Annotated in this window: 11 protein-coding genes; 5 read left to right on the plus strand and 6 right to left on the minus strand. The window is 42.8% G+C overall.

The annotated features are described in order from the left end of the window. Positions 1–435 precede the first annotated feature (435 nt). Positions 436–651: a TIGR02450 family Trp-rich protein gene (locus G3R48_RS14280; RefSeq protein WP_153665898.1), complete on the plus strand. Its 216-nt coding sequence runs from the start codon at positions 436–438 to the stop codon at positions 649–651. A gap of 45 nt (positions 652–696) precedes the next feature. On the opposite strand, the gene G3R48_RS14285 is transcribed toward G3R48_RS14280, so the two are convergent. Further along, positions 697–1368: a nitroreductase family protein gene (locus G3R48_RS14285; protein WP_153665896.1), complete on the minus strand. Its 672-nt coding sequence runs from the start codon at positions 1366–1368 to the stop codon at positions 697–699. Positions 1369–1553: 185 nt separating this feature from the next. Here G3R48_RS14285 and G3R48_RS14290 point away from each other — a divergent pair, with 185 nt between their 5' ends. Together G3R48_RS14290 and G3R48_RS14295 are read left to right on the plus strand one after the other, a co-directional pair. Continuing rightward, positions 1554–2450 carry a Rossmann-fold NAD(P)-binding domain-containing protein gene (locus G3R48_RS14290; protein ID WP_153665894.1) on the plus strand — a complete coding sequence of 299 codons (897 nt, stop codon included), beginning with the start codon at positions 1554–1556 and terminating at the stop codon, positions 2448–2450. A 27-nt stretch (positions 2451–2477) separates the two neighbouring features. Beyond that, on the plus strand, positions 2478–3002 hold the full coding sequence (locus tag G3R48_RS14295) for a hypothetical protein (RefSeq protein ID WP_228497496.1): 525 nt from the start codon (positions 2478–2480) through the stop codon (positions 3000–3002). Positions 3003–3188: 186 nt separating this feature from the next. Here the strand turns inward: G3R48_RS14295 and cydC are convergent, their stop codons facing one another. From cydC to G3R48_RS14310, 3 genes are all read right to left on the minus strand, one after another. Next, positions 3189–4907: a heme ABC transporter ATP-binding protein/permease CydC gene (gene cydC, locus G3R48_RS14300; RefSeq protein ID WP_153665892.1), complete on the minus strand. Its 1719-nt coding sequence runs from the start codon at positions 4905–4907 to the stop codon at positions 3189–3191. Next, positions 4907–6685: a heme ABC transporter permease/ATP-binding protein CydD gene (gene cydD / locus G3R48_RS14305; protein WP_153665890.1), complete on the minus strand. Its 1779-nt coding sequence runs from the start codon at positions 6683–6685 to the stop codon at positions 4907–4909. Before cydD ends, cydC begins: the two co-directional genes overlap by 1 nt. Before the next feature lie 193 nt (positions 6686–6878). Continuing rightward, positions 6879–7937, minus strand: a complete 1059-nt coding sequence (locus G3R48_RS14310; RefSeq protein WP_228497495.1) for a DUF3626 domain-containing protein — start codon at positions 7935–7937, stop codon at positions 6879–6881. Positions 7938–8211: 274 nt separating this feature from the next. Here G3R48_RS14310 and G3R48_RS14315 point away from each other — a divergent pair, with 274 nt between their 5' ends. Continuing rightward, positions 8212–9675, plus strand: coding sequence for a DEAD/DEAH box helicase (locus G3R48_RS14315; RefSeq protein ID WP_153665886.1), 1464 nt, complete (start codon positions 8212–8214; stop codon positions 9673–9675). A 188-nt stretch (positions 9676–9863) separates the two neighbouring features. On the opposite strand, the gene G3R48_RS14320 is transcribed toward G3R48_RS14315, so the two are convergent. Continuing rightward, complete coding sequence (locus tag G3R48_RS14320; RefSeq protein ID WP_153665884.1) at positions 9864–10355, minus strand: hypothetical protein; 492 nt, start codon at positions 10353–10355, stop codon at positions 9864–9866. 197 nt (positions 10356–10552) lie between these two features. Here G3R48_RS14320 and G3R48_RS14325 point away from each other — a divergent pair, with 197 nt between their 5' ends. Beyond that, positions 10553–11236, plus strand: coding sequence for an NAD(P)H-binding protein (locus G3R48_RS14325; protein WP_194823918.1), 684 nt, complete (start codon positions 10553–10555; stop codon positions 11234–11236). 140 nt (positions 11237–11376) lie between these two features. Here G3R48_RS14325 and dbpA read toward each other — a convergent pair whose 3' ends face one another. Further along, positions 11377–12696 (minus strand): ATP-dependent RNA helicase DbpA, encoded by a 1320-nt coding sequence (dbpA, locus tag G3R48_RS14330; protein ID WP_246504642.1) that lies wholly within the window; start codon positions 12694–12696, stop codon positions 11377–11379. Positions 12697–12976: the final 280 nt, after the last annotated feature.

Genomic DNA, 12976 nt, shown 5'->3' on the forward strand with positions numbered 1-12976 from the left:
TTGTCCCCCGTTGGAAATCTTTCGTTTTCCAGAAAGTTTCGCCGGGGCTGCTGGGGAGATGCAAGAGGGGGAGCAGTTTCCCCCTTCTTGCTCTGGTGTGGGCGAAGCGCCACAACGTTAATCCAAATAGGGTTTGGAAATCTTGTGTGAAATCCATATGTCTAAAACTGATATTAACTAAGTACCAAGACGTAGAGTTTTCAAAACAGTAAACAAGCAATGGGGCAAGAAATGTGTTAGCCCTCAACATAGCAAAACACACACCGACACCTCATAAGTAAACAACCTAATAAAGTGAATTCATTAAAAGTGATCCACTATGCAAGCAAAACCGTAATGGCTAATGAAAGTTAATGTCTCATCGACATCCTCACTGGCTTACAGCTGTATCGTAAGCCTTTTTTAGCCTCAAGATTACCCATATTAAGGCTATGTATGAATCGCATTCACCCAAAAAAACTGCTGCACAGCAAATGGACCAAGGTTGACGTCACTCAAAAAATGAAACACTTCAGTGTTTGTGAAGTCAGTTTTGACGACAATCAAAAAGTGCAAAGTTGCACAATAAGAGCTGAATTCACTCACCAAGAGTTTGCTATTGATTGGCGACAACTCACTGACACATTAATCTGGCGTCAAGGCTGGCAATAAGTCGATAAACACCATGACTTAATCATTCAAAACACTAAGCATTTGCTAAATAAAATCACACATTTCAGCTAAAGCTTTTTTCTGTAACGCATGGGTAGGCACAGTGGCATTGGTGTCTGGATAACCTGCAATAATCAACATATATGGCCGCTCATTGTCATTATCTCGGCCACACACTTTCGATAAAAAACTCATCGGTTTTGGTGTATGCGTTAATGTGCCTAAACCGGCATGATGCAAGGCTTGAATAAGAAAACCAGTGGCAATACCAACCGACTCATGTACATAATAATTACTCTTTTGTTCGCCTTGTTGCTGTTGCCGTTTCTGACTAAACACGGCAATTAACCACGGCGCATGTTCTAAATAGGGCTTATTGGCGTTAGTGCCCAACGGTTTCAATGCATCTAGCCATTCTTCACCCGCACGCCCTGCATAAAATGCTTGTTCAAGCGCTTCTGCTTGCTGCCTAATTTGCGCTTTAATTTCCGCGCTTTGGATTGCCACAAAATGCCACGGTTGATGATTCGCCCCATTTGGCGCAGTACCCGCGGCCAAAATGCATTGCTCAATAACTTCCCGTGCTACCGGTTTATCTGAAAATTGACGAATAGAGTGGCGACGCTTCACCTCTTGGTAATTAGCTTGCGCGCGTTGCAGCATTTGCTCTGGTGGATATTCAATGAAATCGGTTAACGGTAAGTGTGCTTCAGTCATAAGAGATTCCTTGTAATGTACGCGCTAACATCACGATATTATTGGCCGTAATTCCCTAACCTACCAAAGCTGTTTCTAAAGGTCATTAAAATCTTTCTTCGCCTGATGCAAATGGTACTATTAATAATTTAAACAATACGTTAATTAACAATTACAATAAAAAATAATCCCCAACAGGAAGCCATATGAGTTCAGCATTAACCACTAACACATTACCTAAAAATGTGGCAATAGCAGGTGCAACCGGCCTTGTTGGGCAAGCGCTATTAGTTGGATTACTAAAAGATGATCACGTCGCTAAAGTCATCGTCATAGGTCGGCGACAACCTCAAATACCATCAAGCAGCAAACTTTCTGCGTCGCAGTTAGCTAAGCTAAAATTTGTTGCCTGTGAATTGGTAAATTTGCAGCATTTACCCTTAAATGATGTCATTCATCGCGCGTATTGTTGTCTTGGCACCACCATTAAAAAAGCCGGCAGCCAAACGCAGTTTATTAATGTAGACAAAACCGCCGCCATCGACTTTGCCCAAATGATATTAACCGCTAATCAGCGCCTTAATGCCACTCACATATCAACGCAGCTGCATATGATTACTGCGCACGGCGCAACGCCTAATAGCAAGGTATTTTATAATCGTATTAAAGGCGAAACTGAACAGGCAATCGCTAAACTGGGTTTCGATCAGATTCATTTTTACCGCCCAAGCTTATTACTGGGAAAACGTCATGAAGCGCGGTTATTAGAAGATATTGGCCAACGCTTATCTACGTATTTCATCGGCATGTTTATTGGGCCAATGCGCAGTATAAAACCCATCACAGCTAAGCAAGTTGCCAGTGCTATGCTGTCTTATTCAGGGGGCTCTAGAGAAGAACTTGCTAGGTTTGAGGTATCTAACTGTGCACCGTCGAATGCAACACAACCCAATATAAGACTGGCCGATACAGAGCTTGCGAATACTGCGTTAACAAACGCAACGTCCACTGAGACTAAATCAATGGGTAATGCAGCCATCAAACCTGTTATCAGCATCATCACTAATCAACAGATGCATCAACTTAACTCTGTAAAGGTGTGATGGCATAAGCCTTTAGCACTAAGCCATTTGGCTGACTCAACACATTCGGTACAAAACATCAGTAATCAACTCGAAGTCAATACGGTTCTTAGGGGTGATATTGATATTGATATTGGTATTGATGTTGATGTTGTTGTTGTTGTTGTTGTTGTTGTTGTTGTTCAGAATCTAGACACGAGGACAAGCGTCATGAAAAAAACCGATAAAAAGCGCGACAATCAGCTGAGAATATTACTCACACAATTATGTGACACTGCTGTTGATGAAATAGCAGGCTTTCAATGGTTGACTCATTTGGTCAACTACTCACGTTTCCCGCAGAGCCTGAAAATTGTAGTGGTATTTGACAATCAAACTAATTTAGCCCGTTTTAGCGATCAAAGCCGTGTGCAGCAATGCAATAAACTGCAATTTATACAACAACTCAAAGCCAAGTTAGCCAGTGCTGACATTCAATTTTCTGACATCAATCAACATGTTATTTTTGATACAGAAACCGCCTGTGAGCAGCAACATCAAGGTAATTGGGCTGCAAGATTGCAACGACACTAATCACGACAAGCTTTAAGCACTTATCCAGTTATCCAGTTATTCAGTTATTCAAAATAAGTAAAATAACAATCGCCTTGCTGCAATCCCCCTTTACCAAAACCAAAAAGGCTCAACGTTAAATAATTAACCCTAAGCCCTAATCTCCCAAACTTACACACATACGATTAATTAGCTAACCAGTAAAGGCTAGTTAACTGGCGTTGGTTGCCAATCGTGTAATTGCCCCTTTTCCATATGATAAACTTTATCCATACTCTCAATTGCAGTCAGCCTATGGGTGATCATCAATAAGGTTTTTTGCTCAGCAAATTTAAGTAGTATTGCCATAATATCGCGCTCGGTACGCTTATCTAAGCCCTCTGTTGGTTCATCTAGCAACAATAACGGCGCATCACGTAATAATGCCCGCGCGACACCAATACGACGCTGCTCGCCACCAGATAATTGACGTCCACCGTCGCCAATCCATGCATCAAGCGGCTTATCACCTTGTAATAATGCCTCTAAACCTACTTGCTGTAACACGTCAATTAAACGGGCATCATGCGCTTTACGCTTGTCAGCTTTATTAAATGGCAGTGCTAATACTAAATTGTCGCGTAACGTTGCTGAGAATAAATAGATCCGCTGGCTCACCACGGTCATTGCGCTGCGCAGTGCTGGCTCACTGTATTGGCTAATATCTTTACCCGCCAACTCAATACGTCCTTGTTGAGGCTGCCACTCACGGGTTATTAAGCTGAGTAAACTTGATTTACCGCAACCTGTTTTCCCTAAAATAGCCACTTTATCACCCGCGTTTACTTGCAAAGATAAGCCACTAAGTACAGGCGAATTATCAAGGTAACTAAAACCAATATTATCAAGTTGTAATCTGGTATTTTTTGGGGTTATTGTCAGTTCCTTGTTATCCGTTTCTGGGAATGTAATGGCAGGAGTTTGCTCAGTAATGTCAGTGACTCGTTTAGCCGCAAGCACCGTGCTCGACAAGTGCTGAAACGCGCCGGCTATTGGCATCAGCATTTCAATACTGGCCATGGCCGCAAAGACGACCATTGCCATCATTGGCCCCGGCGGCACGTATTCGCCCACGCCTTGGCCTGCTAAATATAAAATAAGGGTGACAATACAACCATTGGCAAAAATCACCATTGCCTGACTCATCCCGGTAATAGCGGCCATTTTGGCTTGACTGGCAAATAAGTGTTTTTGAGCCTGCTCAAGCTGCGCCCGATAACGACCGTTGGCATTAAACAAGGTTAGCTCGGCTTGGCCTTGAAGCATATCGAGCAGCTTCACTCGATAGTGCTGACGGCTTTGAATAATCGCTTCACCCGGGTTTCGCCCTAGTTGGTAAAAAATCACCGGCACAATTAACCAAACCGCCAATAACGCCCCACACAACACGTTAGCCAATGCTAAGTCAAACCAAGCAATAAACACATACAAACCGCCAATCATTAATAATGAAGCGGTCATAGGGGTTAATAAGCGCAAATACAAATGATCAAGGGTATCAATGTCAGCCACTAGGCGGTTTAACATATCGCCTTGACGCATTGCTTGCAGATTTTTAGCGCTCAACGGCAACAATTTACGCCATGCCCAGACACGTAAATCAGTTAATAATTTAAAGGTGGCTTCGTGGGTGGCTAAGCGCTCACCATAGCGACTTGCGGTGCGAAAAATAGAAAAACCACGCACACCGCCAGCAGGGGTAAAATAATTAAAGGCTTGCGACGAAGCAACCGTTAAGCCCGCAACCGCCGAGGCAGATAAAAACCACCCCGACAAAGACAACAGTCCAATGCCAGTTAATAGGGTAATAAATGTTAGCAATAACCCGACACTCATCATTAACCATTGGCGACTAAATAAACGTAAAAACGGCAATAAGACTTTCATTACACCGTCTCCTTTTCATCATTAAGCAATTGAGCAAACATGCCTGAACGGTCATTAGCTAACACGTCAAATTGACCCTGTTGGACTAATTTCCCTTGGTTAAGCACCATAATGTTGTCCATTGCCGTTAACTGATCGATACGGTGAGTGATCATCACACAGGTTTTGCCTGACATAGCTTGGTTTAATGCTTGTTGAACCAGCTGTTCGCTGTGTAAATCTAAACTAGCTGTCGGCTCATCTAACACATATACACTGGCTTGTTGGCCTAATGCTCGCGCTAATGCAATACGCTGCGCTTGGCCAACTGACACCCCTGTTGCTTGGTCACTAATCGAGACATTTAACCCTTGAGCATGCGACGCGACAAACTCACCTAAATTGGCTTGAGTTAATAACTTCATCACTTGCTCATCACTGAGTTGAGGATTTGCCAGCGCCACATTGTCGCGCAAGCTACCATGAAACAGTTGGGGATCTTGCCCTAACCATGCAAGGTTTTGTCGCCATTGGGCTAATGAAATTTGATTGAGTGGTTGACCATTAATGCTCAGCTCACCTTGATAAGGTAAAAAACCCAATAAGGCATTGATTAAGGAGGTTTTACCTGCACCACTTGGTCCAACAATGGCAACATGTTGTTTCGCAGCAATGCTAAATGATAGAGGCCCTAACAAGCACACGCCATCTTGGCTATAGACCGTTAAGTTTTTGGCTTCAATACTGACACAACTCAAATCGATATCCACGTTACTTGGCTCAGCATTGGCTTTAGTTTGTGGCGTAGGCGTATTTAATAACTCAACTAATGACTCCGCCGCACCAATGGCTTGGGCTTTTGCATGATAATGTGTGCCTAAGTCACGTAGGGGTTGATAAAATTCAGGTGCTAAAATTAATATAAACAAGCCGGTAAATAAGCTAATCCCAAGGTCATAATGACCAAAATTCAAGTGGCCTAAATAACTAAAGCCAAAATACACCGCTAATACGGCAATCGACACCGCAGCAAAAAACTCTAATACCGCCGAACTTAAAAAGGCTAAGCGAAGTACCGACATGGTACGAGTTCTAAAGTCTTCCGATGCAACTTCCACTTTATTAAGCTCTACCTCACCACGATGAAACAGCCTTAAGGTCGATAACCCTTTTAAGCGATCCATAAAATGACCACTTAAACGCGACAATGCAGTAAAGTTTTTGCGATTGGCGTCTGCAGCTCCCATGCCCACGAGGATCATAAACATCGGTATTAACGGCGCGGTTACCAGTAAAATTAGCCCTGCGGCCCAATTAAGCGGGAACACACACACTAAAATGGTTAATGGAATAAACCCCGCTAGCATCATTTGCGGCAAATATTTAGCGTAAAAGTCGTGTAGATCTTCGACTTGTTCAAACACAATACTTGCCCAAGCACCAGCAGGTCGGCCTTTTATCCAAACCGGTCCTAATTCAATTAGCTTATTTAATATTGTCTGACGAATGTCTTGCCTTAAGCGTTTACCCGCTTCAAACGACACTCGCTCGCGTGCATAAGCAATTAAGGCTCTGGCTGCAAATAAGCAAATTAAGGTAACAAATGCACCTTGCAGCGCCATCACGCTTTGGTGCTGCATAATCACCCCATCAAGAATGGTCGCTAGATAATAAGCTTGAGCAACAATTGCCAAGCCATTAACAATACCGAGAAAAATAGACAATTTGAGGAAAACGCCACAAGCGAACTGACGACTTTTTAACCATTGGGTTAATGACTTTTCTAACGACTTATCCATATGACCTTAATAAATAATGGGTTAAACAACAGTGACTAACGAATTACCCGCCAGTATCGCAGTCCTAAAAAGCAGATAACACCCGACAGTCAATAACTGTTAACCGCCTCACAGAAAAGACGAGCTAGATATGAGAGGTAAACAAATAATTGGCTTAAAACTGCATGTCAAGCGAACACTAAAATCGTATTGATTAACTTAATGGTGTGGTGTTAACGCCAAATTTAACCAACACATGCCACAATAACTTTAATTGTTGCAGTTGCTGCTGTTGCATGTCGCGTTGCTGCCAACTGGCTAGTTCTTCAGTACAGCGTAATGTGGCCACACCCAGATTAAAAGGTGTCATCACCCCTTGTCGCGCAACCTGCTTGGCTAACGCTGGCATGCATGCTCCCCTAAAATTGTTAGGCGTGTGCGCAGCGTCCATTTGGTAGCCTTGATGATAATACAAGGTTATGTCGTATTGATTTGCTAGCGCCTGCAAAGTTTCATCCATTGGGGTGTTTTGGTAACAAGGGTCAACCACTAACGCGCAGATATCCTCCTCTAAGGACACATCGTCATGTATTTGGGCTTCAATGTAATGGTCTAAATTGGCAAAACCGGTATGAGTAAAACGTTGCGCTATATCTGTAAATGAGCACAGATACGCAATAAGAGCATCAGGATCAAACACATTCACACCCAATGCAGATTGGCGTTCAAAACTTTCAGTTAATAGCGCAGCTAACACCACCTCAAAGCAGGCTAATGTGCCGCGCTCAGGCAATAAACGGTGCGAGTCCATATAGCTAAAACTGCAATTTTTTAACAACGCGCAGTGGCTCAACAAGTAACAACTGCCAAAGCGCGGCGCAGGGCCATAAGGATTTAAGCCGAAATCTAACGCACCATATTTAGGTCGATGTTGAATGCCGGCATAAGCATGGCCAAAGAATTGATTCTCCCAATGGTCGCGTATCCCCCCAAGCTCTGGCGCTAGCTGCCCATTTGAAATGTGGGTTTCAAACTGGGTTTTATACACGCCATCTTTTAATAACCCTTGAGCAACGGTTAACCCACGGCTATCAATATGATCAGGATGAAAATGCAGCGCAACTCGGCCGTGTTGAGCAATATTATGTTTAGCTTGTTGCAGACGCTCAATGGTTACATTTGACATTAACAGCACATTTTTAAGCATACAATGGGCCTGTTCACGCAGCGGCGCGACCGTTTTTTCAATGTATGACAATGCCGCTTGGTTCATTAATGTCATCCTTATGTGGCTATCTGTTCACCGACCGCCCTCACTAGCAGACTCTTTTATTGTATGTGTTGTGAACATTAATCACACAAATTATTAAAGGTTTTTCAGCAAACAACTGATACATCAACGATTTTGTTATCTATTAAGCCAAATAAAAGTATAACTAATCGATTAAATAGCGCTTTAGACTATTCTCAGGTAAACTTCACGGCCGCTATTTTCGGCGCTATCCTTTAGTTTGCGCAGCACATACGCTGCCCAATGAGAACACGCTATGAGCTTTGCCTCTTTAGGTTTACAACCCGCTATTCTTCAAGCGGTTGAAAAACAAGGTTACACCACCCCATCTCCCATTCAAGCTCAAGCAATACCGGCTATTTTAAAGCAGCAAGATGTGATGGCAGCAGCGCAAACGGGTACAGGTAAAACAGCAGGCTTTACTTTGCCCATTCTAGAATTGCTCTCAAAAGGCAAGCGTGCGCGTAATAAGCAAGTGCGTGCATTAGTGCTAACGCCAACACGAGAACTGGCTGCGCAGGTACAAGACAATGTAGATGCTTATAGCCAAAATTTACCCCTTACCTCTGCGGTAGTATTTGGTGGTGTATCCATCAATCCTCAATTAAGCGCTTTACGCAAAGGGGTTGATATTTTAGTTGCCACACCAGGGCGGCTATTGGACTTATGCCAACAAGGGGCAATTTCATTTAGTGAGCTAGAAATTTTAGTGTTAGATGAAGCGGACCGTATGCTAGATATGGGCTTTATTCGCGACATCAAAAAAGTCCTTGCCCTACTACCCAAAACCCGTCAAAACCTCTTATTTTCAGCGACATTCTCTGATGAAATTCGTGCCTTAGCCAAAGGGTTGGTCCACAATCCAGTAGAAATTTCGGTTTCGCCGCGCAACACGACCGCTAACACCGTTGAACAAAGCGTTTACGCGCTCGACAAAACGAAAAAATCTGCGGCATTAATTCAGTTAATTAAAAGCGAGCAATGCCAACAAATATTAGTGTTTTCCCGTACGAAGCACGGCGCAAACCGTTTAGCAGTAAACCTTGAAAAAGCAGGTATTAGTGCAGCAGCAATTCATGGTAATAAAAGCCAAACTGCCCGAACCCGAGCATTAAGTAACTTTAAAACGGGTGACGTCTCAGTGCTTGTAGCAACAGACATTGCCGCCCGTGGTATCGACATTGACCAACTGCCTTTTGTTGTCAACTTTGATTTACCTAATGTACCTGAGGATTATGTACATCGTATTGGTCGTACTGGCCGCGCGGGCGCATCAGGGCAAGCGGTGTCATTGGTAAGTATTGATGATATTAAATTATTGCACGGCATTGAAAAGCTCATCGGTAAAGTGATTATGCGCAAGACCCTTGATGGTTTAGAGCCGCTGGAATACTTACCAGAACCCACCTTAGGCAAAGGGAATAAACCGGCTAATCATCAAGCTAAAACGCGTCGTACTCAAAGCCCGAACCAACGCAAACATGCGCGTTCAAATGACCGTAAAGCAAATCCAAATGCAGGTAACTCGCAGGGTAAAAGCAGCAATTCACAGGGCAAAAGTAACCCTAACCCAAAAGCGAAACCTCAATCCAACAGCAATAAAGCTGGTGATGCTAAAAAAGCCAATACGGGAAATAAAAATACCCCTAAAGCGACCCATAAAAACAACAGCAGAAAACCGAACTCATCACGCCCAAGAAACACTTCGGCTAACAGCTAGAGCATCGCTCATTTACGCCAATGGTTTTCCGTTAATCATTGGCGTAAATCTCATCAATTTTTCAATGCACTAATCTGCTAAGCCATTAAGCCATTAAGCCATTAAGCTCTTAACACAGAGCGGATCTATGGCAAATATTTACTTTGGACGCTTGGTGATAAACAGCGCAACCACTAAATAAGCTGATATTACTTATCATCTACCATCACAAATATCATTGTCACAATGGTACCAACAACAAGCGCAAGCCCCGTTGGAATAGCTAAAACAGCAACCAACTCATGGGCTGCCGACTTACCTATCATTGGTGTCATTAGCGCCATTAATGTCCACACAAATACCCCATAACCACTGGCACCAAAACCAATCATAATACTGGTTAGCTTTTTCTTACGCTCACTCACACCACAAAACCCCAACGCCAATATAGTAACTAAAGCTGCACTACCAATTGCGCCAGAGTGTAAATGGGCACGTTTAATATACGCTTTGGCTTTGTTATAGGCCGTCACTTTATCTTGTTCTGAAGTAAAGTTTTGCGCATGTGTGACATACACTTGCTGATGAAAATAGCCTTTTATTGTGCTATTTGCCGCGCCAAAAGCGCCACCTAATATATAACCAAATAAGATGGTTACTAGGCACAACATTATGCCAATTCTAATGGGTTTAATATTCAAACTAATCACTCCTGATATCATCATATTGTCAGTGTAAGCGATGCGGTAAATAAGGTTAACTTAATTAAAGTACATCATAGATATAACCTATGGTTAATGACGCGGGTGCAGTGATTAAGTTGCCAAATAATTTAATCATGCCAATATAAATAACCATGGCTGATTTTCAGTATCACTTAATTTTATATGGCGTAATTATGAGCAAAAAAACTGTCGTGATGTTAGGCGCAACGGGCGCAGTAGGTAATCACTGCGCGTTAGTATTAAGTGAACATCCTGAAGTAAAAAAACTGACGCTATTAGGCAGACGTATCGCCAGCAACATTCAAGCAGACATTGTTAATCAGCACATCATTGATATTTTTAATCCCGACAGTTATCGCCATTTATTAACAGGACATAACACTGCGGTATGTACTTTAGGTGTGGGCTCACCAACACAAGTGTCGCAGCAAGCGTTTATTAAAATTGACCGTGATGCAGTATTAGCCTTTGCCAGTGCATGTAAAGAGGCGGGAGTATTGGAGTTTGCGTTATTGAGCTCGATTGGTGCAAATGCCAAATCCAAAAACTACTATATGCGCACTAAAGGTGAACTTGAACAAGGCTTACAAGCATTGGGGTTTACCCGTTTAAGCTTATTCCACCCTTCTATGATATTAACCCCCGAAAACCGCTATGGTTTATCACAAGCTATCGCCTTGCGAGTGTGTAAGTTAATTAACCCGTTCTTTTTTGGTTCAGCAAGCCGTTTTAAAGGCATACCAGTGGCGATTTTAGGCCAAGCGATTGCGTTACATGTTACCAAGCCATATCAAGCTCAATGCAATGAATCGACCCAGATATTGCATTGGCAAGATATGATGGATTTACACCAGTAAGACAAAATAAAAAAACGAGCCTTTAAAGGCTCGTTTTAGTTTGCTTGTGAGCTTATTTATTTGCCCTCAAATCCAGCTTCGAAGTGCAACACATCGCCAACTGTTATCAATATCAACCCAACAAATGGCTTGCTCAGCGATTATAAAAACCACGCGCGATAAGTTTTACCTTTTAAGCGCCCATTGGTGATTTTATTTAACGCTTTTTTAGCCGCAAAACGATTAACAGCCACGTATGAACGAATATCAGTCACTTTAATTTTACCAATATCGGTGCCGGCAATACCGTTTTCACCAGTCAACCCTCCCACAATGTCGCCAGGTCTAATTTTATGCTTTTTACCGGCGTCAATTTGAATGGTCACCATTTCAGCTTCAATTGGCTGCTGAGTTAACACACTACTCGATGGCAATGGCGTTTCAACAATGGCTTTACCCATGGCATCTTCAATCAACGACACTTTATAGGCATCTTCATTACTAAAGAAGGTATAAGCTACGCCAGTGCTACCAGCACGCCCAGTTCGGCCAATACGATGAATATGCACTTCAGTGTCATAAGCAATATGATAATTAAATACCGCATCTAGCGCGTCGATATCTAAACCACGGGCTGCAACGTCAGTTGCCACTAACACACGGGCGCTTTTATTGGCAAATTGCAGCAACATTTTATCGCGATCGCGCTGTTCTAAATCACCATGAAGTGCTAATACGCTAAAGCCTTTACCCGCTAAGGTATCAGCCACTTTTTGGGTTTCACGCTTGGTATTACAAAACACTACTGCGCTTTCAGGCTGGCGATCAAGTAGTAATAATTCCAATGCTTCAGTACGACCTTGACCGTCTTCTATTAAATAAAACTTTTGCTCAATAGTGAGATCGTCATGAGTTGACTCAACTTTTACCATGGTCGGTTTATACATTATTTGATCAGCCACGGTTTTTATTTGCTCAGGGAAAGTGGCACTAAATAACAATGTTTGGCGCTCATGAGGCATTTCAGCGACAATTTGATCGAGCTGATCTTGAAAACCCATTTCTAACATACGGTCGGCTTCATCAAGCACCAACATGTTTACATTGCTTAGGTCTAAACGGTTACGATCTAAATGATCCACAATTCGTCCAGGGGTGCCGACAATAATGTGCGCGCCATGTTCTAACGAGCCAATTTGCGGCCCCATTGGTACACCACCACAAAGTGTGAGCACTTTCACGTTATGGGTGCCGCGCGCTAAAGTACGAATTTCTTTCGCCACTTGATCGGCTAATTCACGAGTAGGACATAACACCATGGTTTGAATACGAAAGCGTTTCACATCCAGTTTATTGAGTAAACCTAAGCCAAACGCCGCAGTCTTACCTGAGCCCGTTTTGGCTTGGGCGATAACATCGTCGCCGGCCAAAATGGTCGGCAAACTTTGAGCTTGAATTTGCGTCATCGCCTCAAAATTCATGGTTTTGAGGTTATCGAGTAAATCTTGCTTTAATGGCAAAGAAGCGAAGGCTGTAGAAGCCCCTTGTTGGATAGATTGACTCAAAATAAACCCCTTGAATTGAGCAAAAAAACAAATGACAGACAACATTAAGCTAATGCTTAAACAAGCCAATCATATAAAAATTAACGAATGACGCGCTAAAACTGACGAAGCTAATCACCTGCAAAGCATGACAAAAGCCAGAAACAATTTGGCCAAGGGAAACGAACAATTTGTTCAGCTGCAACCTTGGCCTATA

The sequence above is a fragment of the Shewanella intestini genome (assembly GCF_018221465.1).
Taxonomy (GTDB): Bacteria; Pseudomonadota; Gammaproteobacteria; order Enterobacterales; family Shewanellaceae; genus Shewanella; species Shewanella intestini.

Coding starts and splice junctions, on each gene's coding strand:
- cydD (WP_153665890.1), bottom strand. CDS start 6,685: ATGGATAAGTCGTTAGAAAAGTCATTAACCCAATGGTTAAAAAGTCGT.
- G3R48_RS14315 (WP_153665886.1), top strand. CDS start 8,212: ATGAGCTTTGCCTCTTTAGGTTTACAACCCGCTATTCTTCAAGCGGTT.
- dbpA (WP_246504642.1), bottom strand. CDS start 12,696: ATGAATTTTGAGGCGATGACGCAAATTCAAGCTCAAAGTTTGCCGACC.
- G3R48_RS14285 (WP_153665896.1), bottom strand. CDS start 1,368: ATGACTGAAGCACACTTACCGTTAACCGATTTCATTGAATATCCACCA.
- cydC (WP_153665892.1), bottom strand. CDS start 4,907: ATGAAAGTCTTATTGCCGTTTTTACGTTTATTTAGTCGCCAATGGTTA.
- G3R48_RS14310 (WP_228497495.1), bottom strand. CDS start 7,937: ATGAACCAAGCGGCATTGTCATACATTGAAAAAACGGTCGCGCCGCTG.
- G3R48_RS14290 (WP_153665894.1), top strand. CDS start 1,554: ATGAGTTCAGCATTAACCACTAACACATTACCTAAAAATGTGGCAATA.
- G3R48_RS14280 (WP_153665898.1), top strand. CDS start 436: ATGAATCGCATTCACCCAAAAAAACTGCTGCACAGCAAATGGACCAAG.
- G3R48_RS14325 (WP_194823918.1), top strand. CDS start 10,553: ATGAGCAAAAAAACTGTCGTGATGTTAGGCGCAACGGGCGCAGTAGGT.